Origin of the sequence: Fuerstiella marisgermanici, assembly GCF_001983935.1 — a bacterium.
GTDB classification, from domain to species: domain Bacteria; phylum Planctomycetota; class Planctomycetia; order Planctomycetales; family Planctomycetaceae; genus Fuerstiella; species Fuerstiella marisgermanici.
Genome location: NZ_CP017641.1, coordinates 3,841,965 through 3,865,522, shown reverse-complemented (window position 1 = coordinate 3,865,522; position 23,558 = coordinate 3,841,965). Strand labels below are relative to the sequence as shown.

Annotated in this window: 16 protein-coding genes; 8 read left to right on the top strand and 8 right to left on the bottom strand. The window is 53.4% G+C overall.

The window, feature by feature from the left end; genetic code table 11:
* Positions 1-278: 278 nt before the first annotated feature.
* The 4 genes from Fuma_RS14390 (at position 279) to Fuma_RS35300 (ending at position 3,640) form a co-directional block, all read left to right on the top strand.
* A complete protein-coding gene (locus tag Fuma_RS14390; protein WP_158520988.1) occupies positions 279-737 on the top strand; it encodes a nucleotidyltransferase domain-containing protein in 459 nt (152 codons plus the stop codon).
* A 151-nt stretch (positions 738-888) separates the two neighbouring features.
* A protein-coding gene (locus Fuma_RS14380) for an IS3 family transposase (protein ID WP_414655191.1) occupies positions 889-2,029 on the top strand; the annotation gives its coding sequence in 2 pieces (ribosomal slippage) (positions 889-1,176 and positions 1,178-2,029; 1,140 coding nt in all).
* A gap of 106 nt (positions 2,030-2,135) precedes the next feature.
* Positions 2,136-3,308, top strand: a complete 1,173-nt coding sequence (locus Fuma_RS14375) for an ISAs1 family transposase (protein WP_077022421.1) — start codon at positions 2,136-2,138, stop codon at positions 3,306-3,308.
* Positions 3,309-3,472: 164 nt separating this feature from the next.
* Positions 3,473-3,640: a hypothetical protein gene (locus Fuma_RS35300; protein ID WP_158520987.1), complete on the top strand. Its 168-nt coding sequence runs from the start codon at positions 3,473-3,475 to the stop codon at positions 3,638-3,640.
* A gap of 207 nt (positions 3,641-3,847) precedes the next feature.
* Here the strand turns inward: Fuma_RS35300 and Fuma_RS14365 are convergent, their stop codons facing one another.
* The 3 genes from Fuma_RS14365 to Fuma_RS14355 all read right to left on the bottom strand — a co-directional run bounded on the left by Fuma_RS14365 (position 3,848) and on the right by Fuma_RS14355 (position 6,302).
* Positions 3,848-5,308, bottom strand: coding sequence for an IS66 family transposase (locus Fuma_RS14365; protein WP_077022387.1), 1,461 nt, complete (start codon positions 5,306-5,308; stop codon positions 3,848-3,850).
* A gap of 62 nt (positions 5,309-5,370) precedes the next feature.
* Complete coding sequence (locus Fuma_RS14360; RefSeq protein WP_158520986.1) at positions 5,371-5,520, bottom strand: transposase; 150 nt, start codon at positions 5,518-5,520, stop codon at positions 5,371-5,373.
* Positions 5,517-6,302 (bottom strand): IS630 family transposase, encoded by a 786-nt coding sequence (locus Fuma_RS14355; RefSeq protein WP_145944177.1) that lies wholly within the window; start codon positions 6,300-6,302, stop codon positions 5,517-5,519. The genes Fuma_RS14360 and Fuma_RS14355 overlap by 4 nt, the downstream gene beginning before the upstream one ends.
* 233 nt (positions 6,303-6,535) lie before the next feature.
* Between Fuma_RS14355 and Fuma_RS14350 the strand changes: the two genes are divergently transcribed.
* Complete coding sequence (locus tag Fuma_RS14350) at positions 6,536-7,894, top strand: CCA tRNA nucleotidyltransferase (RefSeq protein WP_077024731.1); 1,359 nt, start codon at positions 6,536-6,538, stop codon at positions 7,892-7,894.
* 241 nt (positions 7,895-8,135) lie between these two features.
* Here Fuma_RS14350 and Fuma_RS14345 read toward each other — a convergent pair whose 3' ends face one another.
* Complete coding sequence (locus Fuma_RS14345) at positions 8,136-8,585, bottom strand: YbjN domain-containing protein (protein ID WP_077024730.1); 450 nt, start codon at positions 8,583-8,585, stop codon at positions 8,136-8,138.
* Positions 8,586-8,808: 223 nt separating this feature from the next.
* Between Fuma_RS14345 and Fuma_RS35295 the strand changes: the two genes are divergently transcribed.
* Positions 8,809-8,976 (top strand): hypothetical protein, encoded by a 168-nt coding sequence (locus Fuma_RS35295; protein ID WP_158520985.1) that lies wholly within the window; start codon positions 8,809-8,811, stop codon positions 8,974-8,976.
* A gap of 98 nt (positions 8,977-9,074) precedes the next feature.
* Here Fuma_RS35295 and Fuma_RS14335 read toward each other — a convergent pair whose 3' ends face one another.
* The 4 genes from Fuma_RS14335 to Fuma_RS14320 form a co-directional block, all read right to left on the bottom strand.
* Entirely contained in the window at positions 9,075-9,770 is a 696-nt protein-coding gene (locus Fuma_RS14335) for a DUF3592 domain-containing protein (protein ID WP_077024728.1), read from the bottom strand.
* 124 nt (positions 9,771-9,894) lie between these two features.
* Positions 9,895-13,428 (bottom strand): CHAT domain-containing protein, encoded by a 3,534-nt coding sequence (locus Fuma_RS14330; RefSeq protein WP_077024727.1) that lies wholly within the window; start codon positions 13,426-13,428, stop codon positions 9,895-9,897.
* A 428-nt stretch (positions 13,429-13,856) separates the two neighbouring features.
* Entirely contained in the window at positions 13,857-17,213 is a 3,357-nt protein-coding gene (locus Fuma_RS14325) for a caspase family protein (protein WP_145944176.1), read from the bottom strand.
* A gap of 83 nt (positions 17,214-17,296) precedes the next feature.
* Positions 17,297-21,328, bottom strand: a complete 4,032-nt coding sequence (locus Fuma_RS14320; RefSeq protein ID WP_145944175.1) for a CHAT domain-containing tetratricopeptide repeat protein — start codon at positions 21,326-21,328, stop codon at positions 17,297-17,299.
* A 318-nt stretch (positions 21,329-21,646) separates the two neighbouring features.
* Here Fuma_RS14320 and Fuma_RS14315 point away from each other — a divergent pair, with 318 nt between their 5' ends.
* Together Fuma_RS14315 and Fuma_RS14310 are read left to right on the top strand one after the other, a co-directional pair.
* The gene (locus Fuma_RS14315; RefSeq protein WP_077024724.1) at positions 21,647-21,919 is read left to right on the top strand and encodes a hypothetical protein; all 273 of its coding nucleotides are present in this window, start codon (positions 21,647-21,649) and stop codon (positions 21,917-21,919) included.
* Positions 21,920-22,750: 831 nt separating this feature from the next.
* On the top strand, positions 22,751-23,512 hold the full coding sequence (locus Fuma_RS14310) for a hypothetical protein (protein WP_077024723.1): 762 nt from the start codon (positions 22,751-22,753) through the stop codon (positions 23,510-23,512).
* Positions 23,513-23,558 lie beyond the last annotated feature (46 nt).

Below are 23,558 nucleotides of genomic sequence, written 5' to 3'. Positions count from 1 at the left end.
GATCCGGCGGGGCTTCGTTTCTGCGGACACGTTAGATTTTTCCCTGCTGAAAATTCTGATTTGAGGTAGCCGCAGCGATCGACAGGTAAGTCTTGCTGATTGATTCTCAGGGGCACATCTGCCAGAGTGAAATTACACTGTGCCTGTTTTCGATTCGGACACAGCCGCCGTCGTTTAACTTGATGTCAGGTCCCCAGGAATTCCGTCTGGCCAGCACACTACAACAACTCGCCGAACGCGGCCTGATTCATCCACCCGCTTTTCTTCCGACATGTGTCATGTACGAAACCCTGATGGGATCGACGGCCTATGGTGTTTTTACCGACGATTATGGCCGGGTTATTTTCGGGTTTTGTGTTCCACCGAAGGAAGACGTATTCCCACATCTTTCCGGAGAGATCCCGGGGTTCGACAATCCGCGCGAACGGTTCGAACAATTTCAGGAAGCCCATATTGACGACCCGTCTGCCAACAATGGTGATGGGTGTGAGTGGGATTTTGCAATTTACAGTGTCGTGAAATACATTTCGCTGTGCTTGGAATGTAATCCCAACATCATCGACTCACTGTTTACGCCTCAGGACTGCGTGCTGCATATCACGAAGGTCGGCAGCATGGTTCGGGAACGCCGTCGCCTGTTTTTCACAAAGGCTGCTGGCCTTGGTTTAAGGGTTATGCGGACGCCCAGATGCGCAAAATGCGTTCAAAAAGAACGACCGGTAAGCGAAAGGTTCTGATTGATGAATTCGGCTATGACGTCAAACTCGTCTACCATGTTGTCAGACTGAAGTGGACCCCAATATTTGGACCACGGGGTTAGATAGAGAAAACGGCACTGAGTGTTAAAACGGTGAGTTCAACGAACCGGATTTTTCAGGAGCTGTGAGCATGTCTCGGAAGCGTCGAATCTTCAGTGCACCGTTTAAGGCGAAAGTAGCGTTAGAGGCCATCAAGGGGCATCGAACGATCAGTGAGCTGACGTTGAAGCATAAGTTGCATGCGACTCAGATCAACCTTTGGAAGAAGCAACTTCTGGATGGAGCCGAAGGCGTCTTCGAGACTGGCAGTGGCACGAAGAAGACCAAACCGGCGGTCACCGACGAACCACAGACAGCCGAGCTGTACGAGCAGATTGGTCGTCTCAAAGTGCAGCTGGAGTGGCTTAAAAAAAAAGTGGCCGAAGTCAGTGAGTGAAGCAAGGTCGTGGATTGACTTCGATCATCGGCAACTGAGTATTCGTGAGCAGTGTCGTCTTCTCGGTCTTCATCGCAACAATGTGTACTACGAACCTGTTCCGGAAAGCGGGGAGAACCTTAGACTGATGCGGCTGATGGACGAAGAACATTTGAAGCGTCCGCATCGTGGTTCGCGGCAGATGGTGGACTTCTTTGAAGATCAGGGCATGACGGTGAATCGCAAGCGAATCCAACGTTTAATGCGAAAAATGGGCATCGAAGGTATCTCCCCCAAACGTCGAACGACGCTGCGAATGGAAGGTCATCAGGTCTTTCCGTATTTGTTGCGTGGCCTTGAAATCAATCGTCCAAATCACGTTTGGTGTTGTGACATTACGTACATTCCCATGCGGTTGGGTTTTCTGTATCTGGTTGCCGTGATGGACTGGTACAGCCGCTACGTTCTTTCGTGGCGCCTGTCCAACAGCATGGATGTTGACTTCTGCATGGATGCTTTGGAAAACGCGTTTTCGTCATTCGGCAGACCAGAAATCTTTAATACCGATCAGGGTTCACAGTTTACAAGCCGTGAGTTCACCGGCGCTTTGAAGTCACAGGACGTCGCGATCAGTATGGACGGCAAGGGCCGCGCGATAGACAACGTGATGATCGAACGGCTGTGGCGAACCGTGAAATACGAAGAGGTCTATCTCAAGGAGTACGCAACCGGAGCCGATTGTAGAAACGGGCTGACGAGTTACTTCGACTACTACGGACACCAGCGCCGTCATCAGTCGCTCGACCGCCAAACACCATGGGCCGTCTACCGTCCCAAACGCTCAAAGCCACTTTGACTCTAGGGCCAGCGCGCACTTTGGGCAATTTAGGCTGGCGCGACAAGTGAGTATTGGTTAGTCTTTTCGTGTCGTAACATCGGACTTCACGAGGAGAGGACAAGAGATGTCGACAGTTGAACTGGCGGTCACCCAGGAGCTGACAGGAAACATTGTTCATTACTTTGATCAATTGAAAGACCCGCGTTCCAACATCAATCGTCTGCATCTGCTTGGTGATGTGATTGTGATCGCCATTTGCGGAGTGCTGGCCAACGCCGACGGCCCCAGTGCGATTGCGGAATGGGCGCGACTGAATGCCGATGGCCTGCAGAAACACCTGGCACTTCCGCATGGCATTCCGAAAAAAGATACGTACCGGCGCGTCCTTTCTCTCCTGAAGCCGAACGACTTTCAAGCGTGCTTCGTGCAATGGATTGAATCGCTGGAAGGACTTTCCGACGAACAGAAAGAAGGCTACAGAAAACAGATTGCGATTGATGGCAAAGCACTCCGTCGATCACATGACAAAAAGAATGGGCTGGGTGCGTTGTTCATCGTGAGTGCGTGGGCTTCTGATCAGGGGATTTCTCTGGGACAGGTGGCGACGGAAGAGAAGTCGAACGAGATCACCGCGATCCCGAAATTACTGAACGAAATCAATATCGATGAGGCGATCATTACGATTGACGCAGCGGGTTGTCAAAAAAACATTGCGCAGCAGATCGTGTCTGGCAATGCAGACTATGTGTTAGCCCTGAAAGGCAACCAACCGAAACTCTATGAGGTCGTGCAGAAGTTTTTTCTCGATCACCTGGAGGATGACTTCGCTCGCTGTCCCGTCAGTCGCTATGAAGAAACAGAGAAGGGACACGGTCGGCAGGAACAGAGAATCTACTATCAGGCGACCGTGCCTGTCGATTTTGACGTGGGCCACAAATGGGCCGGACTCAAGACCATCGGAACGGCGATCCGAATGTACGAGCAGGACGGCATTCATCATTCTGACGTTCGCTACTACATCAGCAGTCTGCGTCGCAAAGGCGAGCTGTTCGCAACAACGGTTCGTGGTCACTGGGCCATAGAAAACACGCTGCACTGGAGTCTCGACATGACCTACCGCGAGGATGAGAGTCGAGTCCGAAACCGAATCTTCGCGAACAATTTGTCATGGCTCAGACGACTCACACTCAGCCTCATCAAGAAACATCCTGGCAAACAAAGCAACGTCATGAAAAGAAGAATGGCCGGATGGAACATTGACTATTTGATGCAAATCCTTACCGGCAAAACAACTTAGTATGCGCTGGCCCTGACTTTGACTCTCTCTAAGAATCGCTCGCCCGTGGTCCAATAAATGGGGTCCACTTCAGACTGCTCGACGAATGCGAACAAGTTCTCCTGAACGGTGAGATTGATCTGCGACGCAGTAGAGAGAACCTCAAGGCGATTCGACGTGGTGAAGTGACTGAAGAAGATCTTCGGAAATGGGCTGCCGACAAAGAGCGACAATTGGATTTGCTGTATGATTCTTCCACCCTGCCAGCGAAACCCGATCAACCGCAAATTCGCCAGTTGCTGCTGGATTGCCTGGAGGAACACTACGGCGATTTGACTGACTGCGGGGCCTAAATAACCGAGCGCAATTCGTGGACAGATTCCGACTCATGCGGCGAGTTGTTCTTGGCGTTTCTTGTTTCTGTTTCGCAGCCACAATCTGACTTCCTGCATCAACTCGCTCATGTCTGAACACCGATGGTTACGAGTCACGTCAGCGTGCAGGTCTTTCCACACAGTAGCTGTCCATTTCCGCGTGGTGCGCAGCGTGAGGTGTGGTGTTCAGTTGGCGGGGACGAGTTTGGACAGTCGCGACTGACCGGGCGGCGCGGAGGTCAGGCCGACTTCAAGTTTCAGTCGATCAAACAGACTGAATCCATCCTGCTGCCACGTCATGACCTCGGCCACCACGGAACTGAGCGTTGGTGTTTTCAGATGGAGATTCAGCGATTCCAGGACGCTTGTAAGAATGCTGCGGCGACGGGCTCCCTTCGATGTTTTGCTCGTTCGACCTGTGCGACGGTCCATGGCCGCGCCGCGAAGACTGCGTTCCGCTTCGTTGTTCGTTGCTGGCGCGGCCGGGCTTGTCACAAAACAAAACAACTCCTCTTCCGTCATCAGCCGAATCAGTTCTGAGACCAGGTTGTCAAAATCCTTGCCGAAGTCGGCCGCCCGAACATCGGAATCCTCGGCGCAGTAACGCACCAGCAGAGCCGCCAGCGTGTTATCAAGTTCATCGACCTTCGCCGCACGACCGGCATCGCCAAGACGACCATCGGCGGCGTGGCGTTTGGCCGCGTAGAAAATTTCCAGCAGGCCGTCGAGCAGTCGCTGGTACTCTTCGTTGTCCGGCTTCAGCAGCGTCAGACGGATGGCCTTCCGCAGCAGGTGAGCCCAGCATTTCTGTGCGTGACTGAAACCTCGGTACACGGCCGCATCGTCCGAAACAAGCACGCCTCCAAACAATTCTTTCGACAGGATCTGAGCCAGTGTGTCGCCGTCTTTGCGGCATCCGAAGATCAGCACGCGCGCCTTCTCCGACAAAAAAGCCCACACGCTGTTGATACTCCAACTGGTTTCGTCTGCATGCACAATCGCACTGAACGCCATCAGGTCACACAGAGATTCGAATTCCTGTTCCCAACGCCGTGCCAGTTGATTCAACAGAGCGTCCGCCTGGGATTTGCCGAGCGGCAGATTCCAGAAGAATTCAATCAATGCACACGTCTTGTCGATCGACAGTCCCGTGATGGTCACAATGCGAGCCAGCGCGATATGAACTTCAATGCCGAATTCGGACCGCGGCCACACGCCCGGAATTTCGGATTTCTCGCCGTTGGGGCCGTGATAGATTTCATAGACGACCTGCACGGCTTGGCCGTTGATCACTCTCCAGACGAAACGTTCCCGAACGAAACGGCACTCTGCGACGTTGTAACCTTCCGGCAGAATGAGTTCGCGTCGTTCGGCGTTGTCCGCTTTCTGCTCGGTTGTGCGACGACCGCGACGCGCCGAGGATTGTTTTTTGCGACCTTTTCGGCGGCCCGTTTCAGCGCGGCGTCTCTCTTCCGCCGTCACCGAAAACGCCTCGTCGAGTCGCTCTGTGGGGTTCTTACCTTCGAGCTCTTCAATCCGATCACGCAGCCGCCGGTTCTCGTCCCGCAGCTCCGCAACCTCACGCTGCAGGCTAAGCACAAGCTGCTTCACTTCCACAGCGATGATCTGACTGACATCCGTGTCCATCCACCTGTCGTATCAAAATCTAACCGACAGAAAAAGACCAGTCTCCAAGCTGAAATGGACAGCTACTTCCACACACGCTCGATTCGGTTGTGATCGGGGCAGTATGGCGGCAGGAAGTGCAGACGAAATCGCAGGCCATGTTCAGTGGCGAGGCTGATTTCCACCTGCTTTGTCGAGTGAATCGAAAAGTTGTCCAGAATCACATGGATCACTTTTGCATCCGAGTAATGTTGCACAAATGTTGCACAAGTTTCCAGAGCAGCTGAATGAACAGCAATGTGTTCTTCTTCTCACCCTCCACCCAAATCAATTCATTGGTCCGTGAATCAAACGCCCCCGCCAGATAACGTTTCTCATTCTTGCCGGGGGTCATGACTTCTTTCTGTTGCCCACGTGTCATCCAGTCCGGACCGATCTTCGGATTCAGATGGATGTCCACTTCATCTTCGTACACCGCAACCTCATCCTTCGGAAGCTGGTCAACAATCTCCTGAATGGCTTGCAACCGCCTGTTTTTCTGCCTTTCCGGCCACGGGCAGCCAACGGCAGGCTTGGGGCGCCCGAGCCTGGCTCCAATCTGTTTCAGAGCTCGACTCATCGTGGAAACGTGAATGCGAACGCGCGTCAGTCGAGTCATCGTTGTTGTCGGCATTTCACGAGTCCACGTGGGACGCCGCCAGCCGTAATCCTGAGCCGAACCGGCAACGATCTCATGCAGTTGCGTGAGATACTCATCGTCCATTTTTCTTCGGCCATTTTCCTCACGCCGGTCGACAAGTCCTGCTTCTCGGTGTTCGCGGAATCGTTTTGCCACCTTGTAAACTGTCGAACGTCCCACCTGGAGCGCCGATGCTGTTTGAGCGACCGTTTGACCGTCCATCAGATTCACAATGATCAAGTACCTGGTTTTTAATGCCGCATCCTGACACTGACGCGACTGTCCTTTGATTCGTTTCTTGTCACGAGCGCCCAGTTCGGGCACAATTCGTTCCATGGGAATCCCTCCTTGAGTTTGATGCTGTTCCAAACAACAAACTTCAGGATGCGGATTCCCTGTCTTTTTCGCAACAAAAACCTCCCAACTTTTGTCTACGAATCAGGCTCGGTTATTTAGATCGCCGCCGCTCGCACACTGAAAGAAATTCGGCGAGTCCTGGATCGGCATACCACGCGACGTCCTACAGTTGACCGTGAACTATTCCACTCTGCGAAATCCAAAACAGCACCATGCTTTCAACAATCGTCAACGAAATCGTTCAATCCGGTGGCCGAGCTTTTGAAGTTGGCGGCTGCGTCCGCGATTACATCCTGTCTCTGCCCTGCAAAGATCTGGACATCGAAGTCTTTGATCTGGATGCTGACACCCTGACGGCGATTCTGGAGAAATTCGGCCGCGTTGATCAGGTCGGTGCCTCGTTTGGTGTCATTAAGCTGAAGGCGAACGACGGCACGGAATTTGATTTCACGCTGCCCAGACGCGAAAGCAAGACAGGACAGGGGCATCGCGGATTTCAGGTCGATGTCGATCACACGATGACTTTGGCAGAAGCCGCCGCGCGGCGTGACTATACACTGAACGCCATTTATCGCTGTGCTTCCAATGGGGAGATTCTTGATCCTCACGGCGGCTTGGCAGATCTGAACAGCAAGACACTCAAGGCCACGAGTCCTCATTTTGCCGAAGATCCTTTGCGGGTGCTGCGCGGAATGCAGTTTGCCGCTCGGTTCGACATGTCGATCGATTCTCACACCGCGTCTTTAGCGCGTTCGCTGCGTGCGGAATACTCAACGTTGGCTCGGGAACGTGTTTGGGCCGAGTGGCATAAATGGGCGACACGAGGACGAACGCCTTCGTGCGGTCTGCGATTGCTGGAATCAACAGGCTGGCTGGAACTGTATCCGGAATTGTCTGCTTTGATTGATGTGCCGCAGGATCCGGAATGGCACCCGGAGGGCGACGTTTGGACACATACTCAATTGGTTTGTGATGCTGCGGCGGCAATTGCCGATCGAGAAGAACTGGACGAATTTGATCGAACCGTACTGATTTTCTCTGCTCTGTGTCACGATCTTGGAAAAGCGACAACAACGAAATTCGTCGACGGCCGTTGGCGAGCACGCGGGCATTGTGAAGCGGGTGTACCGCTGACTCGCAGGTTTCTGGAGAGCATTGGTTGTCCGGAGTCGATCATCGTCGTCGTTGAACCTCTCGTGGCCGAACATCTGGCGCATGCGAATCCTGCCCAGTCGCCCAAAGCTGTACGTCGACTGTCGCACCGGCTCGGCGATGCCACGATGGTACAGCTCGTCCACCTGGTCGAAGCCGACATGAATGGGCGACCACCGTTACCAAGAGGGCTTCCGGATTCGGTCCGTCAAATGATGGAAATCGCTGGCAAACTCAACGTTCAAAAGAGCAGTCCCCAGCCAATCATCCTTGGACGTCATCTGATTGCCTTGGGCCATCAACCTGACGTTTGGTTTGGTGACGTACTTCGAGCCTGCTTCGAAGCCCAATTAGATGGCGACTTTGAGTCCGAAGCTGAAGGGATTCGATTTCTAAAGAAAACCCTGAGCAACCAATAGTCTGAGCACAACTGGATGGAACAATTTGCCGGTGACTCAACGCTTCTGGGACGAGCGGTCCATGCAATGGTCTAGTCTAAGGCACTGCTTCTTCAGGAGTCGCATCCGCATGAGTTTTTTGCATTTGGCGTCCAGCCTAATAAGTGGAAACCAACCCATGAAAAATCCGTTGCTGCTTCACAGAGGAAAGCAACAACGGATCGAGTTACGGTGAGCACGCGTGAGCGGCCAGCATGGCGGCTCATATCTGTTCGACCAATGCCACGGCGTCACGGGCAGGTTCGTTGCCGTAGATCACCGACATGAAGGCAGGCATGTATCGATCCATCATACTCAGACCAACATACACGACTCGGTCCATCACCTTATCGGCTGGCAAATCGCCGTCAAACAGCAACGCCGCCTGGTAGCGGAGTTCACCATCGTTCATGTCGAGTTCAAACTTGCCGACCTTGAGTCCGTAGTTGGCCCGTGACACCGCAATGGCGATATCCGGACGACTGCCTTCGGGCACTCGGAACGCCGGATAGACGAAACTCTGCAACAAACGCCCTTCGTCAACGGACAGCACGAGTTTTTGATCGCCGCTATCGCCGTCGAAGCGTAAGAATGCGTGTTCTTCATTGTGGTCGGCGACATTCAGCTCTTCCCGCTGCAGGTAATCCAGCAATTGATTCATGTTCGTGCTCATGACTGTCTCCCAATTCGGTCCTGAGGCAGCTTTCGGATCTTCTTGTGTTTGACGCGGCGATCAACGAGATCACACTGGGTTCGTCAAGGAAAGAATGCTGCCCTCATTGTCTGAGACAGCCGGACGGAAGTGAGTTAAGCAGATTTTCGAAGGAATTTCTGAAAGAAAAGTTGCTCGAAGCCCGTTGATAAACGCGGAAGCGAGCCCAGGAAGCGAAGCGACAATGCTCCGGCAGCAACAATTTCACGGAGTGAGCAACAATGCCGGAGCAGCGCTGCGGTTGAACCCCGTCGGTGGACACAAGGACAGTCTTTGCCTCATCGATGTGTTCCAGCAGCGGTTCCCAGATCTGCTGACGGATAGTCAGTCCAGCCTGTTTTCCCTGTGGTAACATGCCGAACGTTAGCCGCCATGTGTCGATGGCTTCGCTGAGGGATGCGGTCCGTTCGTTTTCCGTTGGTTGGAGTGAAATTGCTTTCGGATTCCTGATCACCAATCTTTCGAGAAATAGCACTTCGTACAAATGCCAAACCACGAATCTTTGAGTTTCGTTAAGCGAACTTCAGTCTGAGTTTCACAAGCTCCACAAATTCCCTGATACCGGTTACCGTCTTTCATAGAGTTCACATTTTCCGGCAACGTTGAGGATGAAATGCGAGCGTACTTAGTCGCTCTTTGCTCCCTCTGCTTGGCAGACTTTGCCTTCACTCGCTCTGCTTCTTCTGATTCCCGGTTGCCAAACAAGGCGGCTAGTGAGCCGAGGGAAAGCAGTACAACAATTCCGGTTCTGATTTTCTCAACAAACCACGTGTCTGGCTTCTCAAGATAGCTGTCAGCCGGATCCTGAGGGTCGTAGTAGGCTGTTGCCGTTAGCAACTCTTTTCCGTCCAGCGTTCGTTCTCGAATACTCAATGGGCTTGAGATGGAATCGGACCCTTCGTATTCCTCCCCCTCGACTGTGTACGTGTACGAGAAATTATACAGCGAAGCTTTTGCCCCCTTCAGTTCGAAGTCTGAACGGGAGGCGTCTTCGCTGACCACCACGCTGGTGGTTTCAAGGCGTTCAACCAATGCTGCGTTCGCATCGATCAAGTAGCCAATGCCGTACCAGGTCAGTGCAATAAGGCCCATGCCGAATGCAAAATCTCTAAGCCTAAGCAGTTTAGTTTCAGTCTTTGGGTTCATTTGTTACTGACCGTTTGTTTTCGTCTGAGGGCAACGCATCTGTATCAAGACACTGTGTGTTATTCGCTGTTGGACGCGCGAGGATGGCTGTCCGTTGTCTCTCTGCCGCAAGTCTTCCGTTCACTCACCGCCAGTCGCCGGATAGCTGGAAGGCGGCCCAGAAGTAGGGTGGTGTGCGGTCGGGGGCGTCTGAGGGGGTGATTGATGCTCCGCGGATGCTGTCGGGATGATTGAGGATGTACAGTTGAGCTTCTCGCAGAGCGTCCAGTCGGGACATTTCGTTGTCCCAGAGGTTGCGATAGAAACGCGACATCAGGCGCTGTGTCACGACGTCGTCAACTTTCCACAGGCTGGCAACTGTCGTGCGGACTCCGGCGATTTGAAACGACCGCTGAATGCCAATCAGGCCTTCGCCACCAGCCGCTTCTCCCAGTCCAGTTTGACACGCCGACAACACCACTGTGTCGACACCGTTCAACGGCAGAAAGGCGATCTCCTGAGCCGTCAGGATGCCGTCGTCCTGTCCTGGAGCTGGTTCCAGATTCGCGCCGGCCAGAGCCAGGCCGGACAGCAGTCCGGGGTTCCAGCCAGTCACCTCGCTGTCACGAATCGTGCGGTGGCCACGGTCCATAGCCGAACGATTGGCATTGGTGGACAAAGCGGATTTGTGGTCGGCAGATGCGAAAAACCCGTGCGTCGCCAGATGCACGTGACGAAACTGACCGGCCAGGCTGCGGATACTGGCTTCCGTGGCCTCCGCTTTCTTCAGAGCCATCACATCGTCGTCATCGGCTTCAAACAATTCGCCATACAGAACCTGCAAGTCATTCACTTCGGTCGCAGTGCCGGGCAACCGGCTGAACTCGGTCTCAACCAGATCCGCTCGGTTCTTTCCGGGACGACGTTTCTTCCGCCGTTTTTTTCCGTCGTCCTGCTTGATCTCACTCTGTGTCGAATCGTAGTCCACATCCCCCAACAGCAGCAGTTCTCGATCCAGTTGTTTGGTTCCCAGATCATTCACCAACGCTGGCAACAACTGAGGAACAGGAATCATGGCCAGATGATGGTCTTCAATCAGGTAGGTGCCCGCTTCTGTGCCCGGCAATGCCGCCAGTGGCAGTCGACCCAGAACTCCGTCCGTGGACACCAGGACGGTCTTTGCGTCGTTGATGTGCTTCAGCAGTGGTTCCCAAATCTGCTGACGGATGGCCAGTCCGGCCCGTTTTCCCTGCGGGGACATGCCAAACGTCAGTCGCCATGTGTCGATGGCTTCGCTGAGCGATGCGATCGGTCCCAGTTCCATAAGCTGAGGTTCACCGTCGCCTTTGACAATGACCGCCAGCAGAGAAGTGGTCTTATCCCGTTGCCCTTTCCTTTCCGCCGGAGTTGATCGTTCGAATTGCAGAAAGTCGACCAGAACACCATTTGCAGGGATCGCGGCTTGAATCTGTTCAAATTTGATTTTCTGCATCGCCGCACGGAAGCTGGCACTGTCGCGGCTGAGCTGAGCTTCCAGTCGTTCCTTGTCGTGGGTGAGTTGGGAAATCTGCTGTTTCCAGTCGGCAATGTTTTCCGTTGGCGCGGCACGAGAGAGGGCGGCCAATTGGCGAGTGACCTGCTGCAGTTTTGCGAATCCGTCCGCGATGCCGGGTTCGTCCGCCGCCCGTCGCATAGACCGCTGACGGACCAGCGTAGCGCCTTTCCACTGTAAGACTTGCCGCGCTGCCTGGGATAGAAACTCGTCACTCTCCAACGTCAACGAAACGTAACTATCAAGTCTGTGTCGCAACATCTGACTCATCGCCAGTTGCTGTCGTTCGGAAAGGATGACGGCAGATCTGTCCAGCAGAGATCGTGTCAATCGCAGTGAGTCCGACGCAAACTGTTCGGAACGCCCGTAGTCCCCCGTCATCTCGTAGACCGACGCCATGTTGTCGAGTGTGGTGGCGTAGTCCGGGTGCTCTCTGCCGTGGACCTTTTTTCTGATCTTAAGAGCTTGCTCAAAGAGCGGCTCGGCTTTTGCGTATTCCCCTAACAATGAATGTAGGGAAGCGACATTCTCCAGGCTTTGGGTGTACTCCGGATGATGTTCGCCGAAGACTTTCTTCCTAATCCTGAGAGCTTGCTCAAGAAGTGGTAAGGCGTTGCCGTAATCACTCATCGACATATGGCATACAGCGAGATTGTTCAGGATCGTGGCGTAGTTGGGATGCTCGTCGCCGAGGACTCTCATCGTGATGTCGCGACATTGCTCATAGAGCGGCAGGGCTTTGCCATAGTCACCGATCACCTCATACAGACTAGCGAACTTGGACAGGCTGTTAACGTAGTCCGGATGCTCTTCGCCGCCGACTCTCTTTCTGATGTCGCGAGACTGCTGATAGAGCGGCACGGCTTTGGCATAATCACCTACCGCCTCATACAGGCTAGCGAGATTGAATAGCATTGTGGCATAGCTCAAATGCTCTTCGCCGCCGACTCTCTTCTCGATCTCGAGAGCCTGCTCATAAAGCGGTAAGGCTTTTGCGTAGTCACCGATCTCCTTATACAGGACTGCGAGACTGTTCAGGCTGTTGGTGTACTCCGGATGCTCTTCGCCGAGGGCTCTTTTTCTGATCTCCAGTGCTTGCTCAAAGTGTGATTCGGCTTTGGCGTAATCACACATCAAACGATTCAAGCGAGCAAGGATGTGCAGGCCGGTGGCGTAGTCTGGATGGTCTTCGCCGAAGACTTTCTTCCTAATCTTGAGAGCTTGCTCAACAAGCGGTAAGGCTTTGGGGTAATCCCCCATCAACTCGTAGAGGTCTGCGAGATTGAGGAGGCTATTGGCGTAGTCCGGATGATCTTCGCCTCGAGTTTTTTTCCAGATAGGGCGAGCCTGCTTATAGAGCCGTTCGGCTGTTGCGTATTTTCGTATCGCCTTACACACGCCAGCGAGGTCGTTCAAGCCACTCGCAAATTCCGGATGCTGTTCGCCCAAGACTTTCTTCCTGACAACACGAGTTTGTTCTAAGAGTGCTTCGGCACGCCCGTAATCCCCCAGCTTCGTGTAGAACGCCCCGATGGTGTTGAGCGTGTTGGCGTAGACCCGGTGCTCCTCGCCTAGAACTACTTTGAAAATCTGACTGGCTTCTAACGTCGCGTCAAATGCGTCTGTATGCTGTCCTACTCGATAGGCCTTCCTGCCTTGGCTTAGGAGGTGTTCAGCACGTTGCAGATCGCTGCGTTGCGTATCGGTAAGCTGTGACAGCAGGCGGCTGTGTTCCCAGGCAAGTCGAGCGTCGATCGTCTGATAGGCATCATTACCCAGCGCCGCAATGCGACGGTCCCACGCTGTTCTCCGTCGTGCGATTGCCGACTCCCAATTTCCGGCCTGCTCATCAACACCGGCCAGCCATGCGATCGTTGCCGTGACCTCGCTGTCCTCGTCGCCCAACCACGCCTTTTCTACGGCGAGCATTCTTTCCCCGAAGCCGATGGCTTCCGCAAAGTGCGTTTCCTGACGAGCGGCGTTCGCTTGCCGCCACAGATCGTCGCGTTGCTTCCGAAGATTCTCTGAGTCCTGTTCAGCGGCCTGCGAGTTGTCCACGGCTTCATCGCAGCGAACGGACGAATGAAACAGCAACGGCAGGATGAACAAAAACGTTCGGCACAGCATTGACCAACCTCGTTGAAAATGACGATTCTGTTGCCGGTGTTCACTGACCCGCAACAGCGCAGCACGCCCGCTTCGAATACGAACCTGCCCCTATCGTCATGTCCCAGCGTTGACAGGTCAACGAGCTTCATGACTGGTCCGGGATTTCGACCTGAACCGATCCGGTGACGTACGGCCAGCACTGGAGTTACCGCCGGGTATCCCTAAGTATCGATGTGATTAGGCGATGAAACGACCGCCAGCACCCGCTGTTCGCAGAAATTCGCGAATCGTTCCGGAACTGCGGCCCCGAGACCAGACGATCCGTAAAAGCCAAAAAACACGGTTTGCCGTCAACCTTCAACAAACACCAGTACCGTGGGGCCGTCATCGCTGACGTCTTGAAGAAGCACCTGGCAGGAAGCACTGAACAACCGAACAGGTGCAGTCTACCACTTCAAAATCACAGGATCGAATTCCGTCTCGCGTTTTTGCTGAGGTATCTGTGCTCCTTGTGTCAACTCGGTGACTCGCTGAGTGACGTATCGATGAAGTTCTTCCGCCGTGATTTGCTGATCTTCATTCAGATCCGCCTTGCGATCGGTCAGTCCTTCACGGACAACATAAGTGAACGCTCCGTTCTTCCATCGAGCGGATTCCAATGCATACTGACTGCCGTCACTGGCCGTGATCACCGCAGCCCCTGACTTGCTGAGCACGCCCGCGAATGACTGGAGCAGCAGCTTTCGCAATGACACAGCCGACGCCGATGGCGGGGCCGGATCAATACTGGCCGCCCGAGGAATCACTTCAGCCGCGTTGTCGGTCTGTTGACGCCGGATTCCCACGGGAAGTGAGTCACCGGCATGACAGGAATCGATCAGGATGATCCTGTTTCTCGCTTTGCACCCCGTTAGCAGTTTTTCAATTTGTTCGAACGTCAGTGTTTCCACATCGGGTTGATCAAAATCACAGCCATGTAACGCAAAGCGATACTCTCCATCTTCGGCCACCCCGTGACCCGCAAAGAACAATACAACAAGGTCTTGAACGGCAGCCCTTCGCAACGACTCCTGCACTCGTTTGACGACAGTCGCGTGGGTCGCCTGTTTGTCGGTAATGATCTGGACTTCACATGGGCCATTCGACAGGTTTTTCAGAGTCGCTCCCAGATCAGCGGCGTCCTTCGCCGCATAACGCAAGTCGTGTTCGTCGTCGTCGTAGTCTGAAACTCCAATTCCGATAAACCAGGTCCTGGCTTGTACGACTGGCTTTTGACAGGTCACGATATGCGTCGTCTTCCATCCGCGACGACCATCCGGCGTTTCTGCCCAGACATCAATGCGATTGGTGCCCGAGACAAGGTCCACAGTGGCCGACTGTGTTTCTGAAACCTGAGATTTCGGAAGCTCGATCACTGGCACATGATTCACGGACACGTGAAGAGACTCAACAAACTCCAAACCCGAATCGACATGGATGGAAAACCTGACTGTTGCGTCTCGGGTTAAGGACGGCGGGCGTTCAGCGAAACTGATCTTTGGTATCTCGGCGGCATTCAGTGAGCCTGACGTGCTGTTGCCGTTGCCGCGTTTTTGCCGCCATTGGGTCACCGTCCGATAGGCGTCCAGAGTCTCTTCGTCGGCATGGCCGATGCGTTCGAGTACGATGTCCGGACGATTTCGGGAGACGTCAAACTGTTCCGCCAGAAACATATCGCTTCCCACGCGAAACCCGATCCCTTCCGTCGATTCGCGGTCCGACTTGTAGAACCCATCCGGCGTCGACACGATGAAACTGCCCGCCCGTGTTGTCGCGAACGTTGCGACGTGTTGCGCTGAATCGGCGTGCCAAAGTTCGGCAGATCCATCGTCTTTGAGCACGTAAAGTTCGTTGGGGTTAAGCCCGAAGGTGATCGACATGACGCTGGAATCCGTCATCGGAATGGCAGTCGTGAGTTTGCTGTTCGCTGCGTCATAAATCTGGATGACCTTCTGCCGCAAATTGATCCATGCCAAAGTGGTTCCGTCCGCCGCTCGCACGATCGACGCTGACGGATTCAAGGGCTGAATGGGAATGGCTGTCCCGTCGTCTGTGAAACGAGACACGCCGAATTCTCCCGCGATAACGAAGTCGTTTCCGGCCGCCACGATTCCATAGACACTGCTGGCGTTTTCGTAGACGGCAGACTTGTACCACGGACCACTCACCGAGGCGTCTACGACAGATTCCGCTACGTTCCAGCGTTCGATGCTTCCCTCAGCGTCAGCGATCAGCACTCGTTCGCCATCGTCCGACACCGCCAGTTTTGTGATCTGGCCCGATGGCGAGTCATCTTTATTCTTGCGCGTCAGACGTTTCACGGTTTTTGATTTTAACTCACACCACACGATGTCTGCACCGTCACCGGCGGCCACGAAACTCATTTCTGGCGTTGCGAAGATCGGATTGGGCTGATTCAGGGTGTCTTTGTAAAGTTCGATCCGTTGTTTCACTTCTGCAGTGTGGCCAGATTCCTGTGTCGCGTAAGTCGACACCATCACGGTTCGTTTTCCGAGAGGTGTTCCCCATTTCAAAAGCCGGCCATTATGAGCCATGACGAGCTGACCACCGGCTACGATCGAAATCTGAGAACGCTCAGCGACTTCCGGATTCCACAGATAGGTGCCGGAGTTGCTGTTTTCGATAATCCGTTTATTGGCAGAGTCAACGAAGAGGTTGTTCACCGCTTCAATGTGGTTTCGAAGCTCTCCCACGGCCGCACCAGATTCTGCATCGTACAATTTGATTGCCGTTTGACCGAAATAGTCGTTGGATGTCAGGGCAATGATTCCCATTTCAGAATGCACGGCAAGTGCCGTTGCCGCTGCGTTATCGGGCACGGTAAACAATTGTTGAGTCCTGCCGCTGTCCAGGTCTTTGGCATGAATCACAACAGACTGCCCCTGTTGCTGACACGTGTAGGCTGTCTTATCGTCGGCAGACAAGACGAACGGAGCAGTCTGCAAATTGTCCGGTGCTGTCAGTATCCGTTCCCCCGAGGAAATCCGAAACAATGCGTGAATCGGACTGCCCTGATCGCGGGCCTGAACCATTAAATTCTTCCCTGCCGGGCTGAAGTCCGCCGATTGGAATGACAGGTTTTCACCTTTGATTTCTCGAACCAGTTTTCCTGCCGTGAAGTCCCAGACCTTCAGAGCGAACGACTCGACGATGACGACAAGGCGGTCATCGTGCGAGAATCCGAACTGATCAGGCATCATGTCCAGCGGCAGCGGATGTTGAACCTTGTCGTCCATCGAGAACACAGCACTGTGTTGAACTCCGTCAATGACTCTGCTCATCGCCTTCCACTTGCGTGACTGACTGGCCCCAAAGGCGGCAAGGCGATCAGCGGGCGTATCAATGAGCTTTCCGTCCCTCAATTCGGGACTGCTGAGCATGATTGCGCCGCGATTATTCATGTCCAGACGCCACCATTCGATCAGGCCGGGCGACTCCAAAACCATCGTTTCCGGTGACGTCAAAAACTCCAGCCGCGTTGGCATTACGTTGTATGAGCGCGCCGAACGAAACCGCGCCATCAATGTACGTGTGGGAACGTGCCACAACGTCACGTCGGGCGAAATTTTGCTGGCCACTGCCAGATACGTACCGGAAGGATCAAACGTCAGAAAACCACCGAGGCCCGGATGTCCGGACTGAGTCACAGTTTGCAGCTGTGGCTGTGGCTGTGGCTGAGGTTCGTCGGCTGGTAGACCCGTTGTTGCCATGACGAATATTGAGACAAGATATAACGATTTCATTTTGAACCCATGTTGAGTCAACGAATGGTTTGAGGCATGTGTAACGCTGCAATTTCGTTTCGTTTCGTTAACGCACCGTGGTTCTACCGCCAGTCCCCTGATAGCTGAAAAGCAGCCCAAAAATATGGAGGAATGCGTTGGCTGGAATCTGTTCGGTTGGGTTCTATGGCGGCGCCCCGGATGCTGCTGGGATTGTTCAACATGTACAGCTGTGCTTCGCGCAAGGCATCAATGCAGGACATCTCCTGGTCCAGCAAGTTCGAATAGAACTCCTGCATGAGTCTTCGAGTTGCCGCATCGTTGACCTTCCAGAGACTGGCGATCGTGGTTCTGGCTCCGGCGATCTGGAAAGCACGCTGGAGGCCCAGTAAGCCTTCTCCACCAGCAACCTCGCCCAAACCGGTTTCACAGGCAGACAATACCGCCAGTTGGACTCCATTTAATTGCAGAAAGGCAACCTCGTCGGCCGTCAACACACCGTCATCAACCTGGCTCTCCGACGGTTCGTTGGCTCCGGCGAAAACCAAACCCGACAACAGCCCGGGACTGAATCCTCTCAGGGTCTCTCGTCTGCCTCCCCGGCTTGATTTCGTATGCTCGCCGAGTGCGTTGTGCTGGCTTCGCGCAGCCACTGCTGACTCGACATCCGGCGCGGCGAAGTACCCATGAGTTGCCACGTGCAAAATTCTACATTGCGGGGCGAATTCTCGAAATGCCGTCTCAGTCGCTCGGTCTTGTCGGAGATCGACGACAGCTTGTGGCGGCGGCTGGCAAACGCGTCGATAAACGCCACCAATGCTGTCCACTTCTAAACGCGTTTCTGACAGATGACTCCACGAGCGGCGTCCTTCTTGGCCAGACCGTTCCCAGGGGCGTCGTGGGCGTTGACTTTCTACAAGGGATATCGGATCACTCTTCGACTTCCCATCATAGTCTACGTCGCCCACCAACAAGAGTTCCCGTTCAACTGGCGGCAACTTTGACCGCCCGACGTAGGTCGGCAACAATTGAGGGACAGGGATAATCGAGATGCGATGATCTTCGATCAGGTAACGTTCCGGGTCGTGGCCAGGCAACGCGGCAAAAGGAACTCGACCAAGCAGTCCATCCGGTGAAATGAGAATGAGTGTTTTGTCGGCAATGAAATCAAAAAACGGCTCCCAAAGCTGGTCTCTTAATTTCTGGCCAGCGAGCTTAGACTCTTCGGACTGACCAAGTGTGGAACGCCACACCTCAAGAGCCTCACGTGTTCCTGCGGCATTCCCTAAATCAATGACACGAATTTCGCCGTCACGTGGAACGATTGAGCACATGATTCCTACGCCATGGTTCCTTCGAGGGAATACGTGGTAATCGACTAATACGGCATTCTCCGGAATCGATGCTCTAACCTCGTTGGTCGAAAATCGCCTTCGTGATGCACGAAACGCTTCGCTGTCTCGCATAAGGTCAGCTTCCAACGAATCTCGCTTCGCGAGTAGCGTATTAATCTGCAACTTCCATTGCCCTTGGTCAGACTGCCGAGGCCCTGAATTCGCCAAAGCCGAGTATCTTTGCACAACTGACTGGAGACTATCGAACCTTTTCTTAAGTTGCGGATCTGATGCCGCGACTCTCATATTCCGGCTATTCAATCGGACGGCACCTTTCCAACGTAAGGCTTGAGATGCGATCACATTCTTGTCCGGAGCGTGTTCCAGTGCGAGAGTGATGAATCCGTTCAGAAAGGCACGTTTCTGTTCAACGTGTTCCAGTTGCAGTCTTTCGGGAAGCAACCCACACTTGCGATCGAACGCATCCAAATCTGCGGTGAGGGCCTTCTCCAAGAGCTGTAGCCCCTGCGCGTTTTCTCCTTGCTTGATATAGTTCCAAGCAAGACCGGGGACCTTGCGAAGGTATTCCGGGTGCTGTTCCCCGTGTATTTCTTTTGAGAGTGCTAGACTGTCAATGAAAAGCGTCTTCGCAATTTCGAATTGCCCCAACTCACGATAATCCAATGCCAAAGCATAGGCCGCGTTGGCGTACTCTGGGTGCTTCTTGCCGCCCAGGCGTTCCACTATTTCCAGTGATTGGCTGTGCAACGCTTTTGCGTGTTCATTGTCTCCTTGGAAAGAATGAAGCACTGCCAAGTTCCGTAGCTGCTGTGCGTATTGATACGACTCAATGCCAAGACGATCCGAGGTTATAGCCAAGGCAATCTCATAGTGATTGAGTGCCTGCTGCGCATCTCCTTTTAAATCGTAGAGGATTGCAAGGTCGTTGTGGCAAACCCCAATCTGATAGTCTTGAGGACTGAGAACATTTTCTCGGATTCTCATTCCCGCCAGTTGGAACTCCTCGGCCTTTTCAAAGTCATTGATCCCCACGTACAGGTCAGAGAGCATGCATAGGCTGTCCGCATACTCAAGGCTGTTCTTCCCCTTGGCGCTTTCACTAATCTGCAAAGCCTGAAAATAGAAGTCTTTCGCTCGATCGTAGTCAGAGATTTTTTCATAGACGATGCCAAGATTTGTGAGAGTTATGGCGTACTCAGAATCATTGGATCCGGTTGTTTCACGGGCTATTTCTAGAACTTTGCGATAGTTTTGCTCCGCTTTCCAGTATTCGCCGAGTGAGACATAGATGATTGCCTGGTTGTTCAAGCTGGCAGCAAACAGAGAGTGCTTGTCACCGAGCGTTGCGTTGATAATTAGCATGGCTTGTTGGCTAATTTGAAGGGCTTGCTTTGCGTCACCTGCTTCGAGAAGGAAATCTGAGAGACGCCCAAGGACTCGAGCATAGTCCGGGTGGTTTTCGCCAACTCTCTCCTTTTGTTGCGTGACCGACCTTTGATAATACCTTTCCGCTTTGTCGTACTGGCCCATCGACTGATATAGCTCAGCTCGCAGCTGAGTACACCTGAAATACTCGGGGTGTTGAGGACCGTGATACCACCGCAAAAGTGAATCCGCCTGTCCCAGAGTTGTTTCGGCTGCTTTGAAGTCGCGTTGGTCGATTAGTCGGACTCCAAGATCCAGCAAAGCGGCCGCGTAACGAGGATGTTGATCACCCAAGGTTTCCTCAAACATATCAAGAGCGTCTCTCGCAGATTCAACTGCCTGGTCAATTGCCGATTGACTGGCGTATACGTTCGATAGCTGAGACAAGGCGTTGGCTGCGTCAGGGCTAGGACCGCCCGATGCCATGCGGTTTAGCTTGACTGCCTCTGACAATCGCTTTTCAGCCTCTTCGAGATTCCCGATTGCTTTGTAAGCAATTCCCAGACGCCATTCGAAATCTGCAACTCGCCAATGTTTGCTGCCAAACAGGTCAGAAGCCAATCGCAGCCCAGACTCCAATTCACGAATTGATTTCTTGTAGTACCCCTTGGCCCTTTGTGCTTCCGCCTTTATGTAGGTCGCCTTCAACGCCTCGAGCTTGACCAACTCTTCTTCAGAAAAACCAACGACGTGTTTCGCGTCTGCTAGCTTTGTTTCGATGCTCCTGAGTTGAAAACTGCCATTCTTGTAAATCTTTTTTGCAACGACGGCCTGGCGTTCGCGATAATTCAACAAGGCTTTGTAGTCAGCTTTGTCGTCCGCAATCGTGCAAAGCTCACCCAGTGACTCAACCTGAGCCACAGAATCCTCGCCGTGATTCGCTCGATCAAACTTCAGAAGCTGTTCAAACTTACGGGTTGCCTCGTCGAGTTGTCCATTTTCCCGCAAGCGAACAGCTTCGTTCCATCGCCGCTCGCTTTCAGCGTGATGTTGTCCGAGCAGCTTTTCCAGAAAGCCCAAAGTCTTTGTCCCATCGGTTTCGTTCGGCTGGGACGCGCTTCCGTCTGTTCTGGGGGCGTTCAGCTCTCGTTTTGCATCTTGAGCCACTGCAAATGAGTGAAGCCAGAGCAGAACGAGAACTGCGAATTGAGTGCAGAATCGGTATGTGATCATTGCAGTTCTCTCGAACGATTGATGCGAAACAACGGGCCAGTCAGCCGTAGGTCTAGGGCTTGAAATAGTAAAGACCAGCAGAGCAAAAGAGGAATGAAAAACAGAAGAACGGCGAAACAGCGCCCTGTTCGTCTGATGCGGATAAATCTTCGAGGACGGCAGGAGCGACGGAGTATCCAGCAAGTAACAGGAGAGTTTCGATTGACGAGATGTACACTGTCTAGACTGCTTTGTTCACAATTTCGGCCGGGGCTATCGGGGACTCAGCGTTGCGATTCTGTGAAGTAGCAAAATCAACGAAGGAGCTTGTGTTCCTGCAGAGATCAGATCTGACGCAAGTGGCGTGGGGACACGCCAGACTCTGGTCACTTCTTGCTTCTTTTTTCTTAATCGCGGCTTAACTCCGGGGGCCGTGCCGGTCTGATCATTGTAGGCGACGCACAACACAAAAATCTGTCGCCGTCAATCGTCCAGAACAAGCCAGTAAAACGGAGCAGAGCCATGACATTTACGACCCACAAACGCCACGTTCGCACATCCGTGAAAGTGCGACGAGTGCGACGCATCGATACGTCGGCTGACCTGTTTTCAACGTTCGTTGGACAGCCGATGGCGAAGCTGGTTCCAAAAATCGTTGAATTGGCGGCTTCCATGACGCAACAGCAATGGACAGTTCTGACAAGGCAAGCCAAACAGGCTGCGGAGAGCGACTGTTCGGTTCGGGCAACGTATGCCATGATTCAGCAGGTCGGAGTGCTTACCGGCCGCTGCTGATTCCACACACGACCGTCCAGGCTTACGGGATTGGAAAGGAAATTGGACTGCCGAGCCGTGCAATACCTGAGCAGGCGTACACTTCGACAGGCGTTTTCCAGAAAAATGCTTAAGTCTGTTCGGTACGGCTGTCACACTGATGCCGATACCGCCTGAACCTACGTAATTCACGTCTCCTCGTTCGAAACGGCGGAAGCAACCAAATCGTCCAAGCAGTGTCTGCAAAGCCTTTTCCGTATAGCGTCAATTTCATCTGACTGATTATCTCGTTTGAATCCCTGTCTTCACTTTCCAGAGACTCGTCCACCACAACTAACTTAACGATTCGAGCGAGTTCAATTGCATTTCACCATTTACGAATGGTAGTCGGTGAATTTGAAAACGGCTTTGCTCATAGCTTTGGCACTTCTGGGGACTGCATGTGATGATTAGTTTCCCGAGCCAATCAGAAATTTTCCCACTGAGAAAAAGGAGGACCACATGTTCTGTTTCATACACTCGTTTCGATAGTGCGGAATGATCCCGTTGGGAGGACTCGCCAACGGGACACACGTCCCCGTTCTATTTTTATTCAAAACAAGTCCTGGCGGTGCATTCTTGTTTGAAAACGAGTGTGGGGCACCGCTACTTAAAACATCTGAATGGTCGGCCCGGGCCCCTCTGCCGCGCAAAGCCCGCACCAGCCACAACAAGATGGCTGGAAAACTGTGATTTCGGTCCCGCATTCTCACGAGACGGTGTGCTGGATTGCCCGAGCAATTGCTCATACAACCATGTCTCGAAGACCACACGTTTCACAAGAACGAATCCTTTACCCTGGAGAAAACGACCATGTCAAAACACGTCAATTACCTTTCAGCGATTCTCATCGCGAGCCTGCTGTCACCCACTCTAACCTTCGCCGAAGATAAGGACGAAGGCAAAGGCAAGGCCAACGTAGTGACAGAGCAAAGAAAAACTGGCTCGTCCACCGTTGAAGTCGCTGTGGCACTGATCATGAAGGCCGAAGCCCAGAAGGCCCCACTACTGCTGCTCGCTGCAGCAGACTTGTTGGATTCGACAACGGAAAGTGACCGCAAGACTTCCGATCTGAAGAGTGAAACGGAGGACGGTCCTGATGCGAAAAGCAGTGACAAGTCTCTCCCGGAATTTTCTCGCGAAGCTCTGGAAGCCCGTGCCTTGGAACTGGCGGCGAATGAAGCGGACAAAAAACTCGTGCAGGAGTGGATTGCCCGTCCAGCGTCGCGCGGCTTAATCCTGAGTCAGGGAAAGAACCTCGACGATTTCAGGTATGGTGGGGAAAGACATAAGGTTCTTCATCGTGGCGTCATCGGTAGCGGCGATCAATTCACGATAACCAATGCGATCTTCGAGGCAGGTCGGCTGGCGCGTGTTGTGGTCATCGGCGACGGTGACGGGGATCTCGATCTGTGGGTGTATGATGGCGATTCCGGGGCACTGATCGACAAGGACACAGATAGGTCAAGCTTGTGTGAGGTTGTGTGGAGGCCGCGATATCAGGGCCCGTTCACGATCAAGGTGAAGAACGTGGGAGCCATTGCTGAACGCTACGTTGTACTTGCCAACTGGTAAGGCTGTTTTTCTGAAACGGTGAAATCGTCAGCCAACGAAACGGAGA

Excerpts from the sequence above, each read along its gene's own strand:
- Fuma_RS14390 (WP_158520988.1), top strand. The coding sequence starts at position 279 with ATGTACGAAACCCTGATGGGATCGACGGCCTATGGTGTTTTTACCGAC.
- Fuma_RS14315 (WP_077024724.1), top strand. The coding sequence starts at position 21,647 with ATGACATTTACGACCCACAAACGCCACGTTCGCACATCCGTGAAAGTG.
- Fuma_RS14345 (WP_077024730.1), bottom strand. The coding sequence starts at position 8,585 with ATGAGCACGAACATGAATCAATTGCTGGATTACCTGCAGCGGGAAGAG.
- Fuma_RS14310 (WP_077024723.1), top strand. The coding sequence starts at position 22,751 with ATGTCAAAACACGTCAATTACCTTTCAGCGATTCTCATCGCGAGCCTG.
- Fuma_RS14330 (WP_077024727.1), bottom strand. The coding sequence starts at position 13,428 with ATGCTGTGCCGAACGTTTTTGTTCATCCTGCCGTTGCTGTTTCATTCG.
- Fuma_RS14365 (WP_077022387.1), bottom strand. The coding sequence starts at position 5,308 with ATGGACACGGATGTCAGTCAGATCATCGCTGTGGAAGTGAAGCAGCTT.
- Fuma_RS14325 (WP_145944176.1), bottom strand. The coding sequence starts at position 17,213 with ATGAAATCGTTATATCTTGTCTCAATATTCGTCATGGCAACAACGGGT.
- Fuma_RS14355 (WP_145944177.1), bottom strand. The coding sequence starts at position 6,302 with ATGGAACGAATTGTGCCCGAACTGGGCGCTCGTGACAAGAAACGAATC.
- Fuma_RS35295 (WP_158520985.1), top strand. The coding sequence starts at position 8,809 with ATGCTCCGGCAGCAACAATTTCACGGAGTGAGCAACAATGCCGGAGCA.
- Fuma_RS14350 (WP_077024731.1), top strand. The coding sequence starts at position 6,536 with ATGCTTTCAACAATCGTCAACGAAATCGTTCAATCCGGTGGCCGAGCT.
- Fuma_RS14375 (WP_077022421.1), top strand. The coding sequence starts at position 2,136 with ATGTCGACAGTTGAACTGGCGGTCACCCAGGAGCTGACAGGAAACATT.
- Fuma_RS14335 (WP_077024728.1), bottom strand. The coding sequence starts at position 9,770 with ATGAACCCAAAGACTGAAACTAAACTGCTTAGGCTTAGAGATTTTGCA.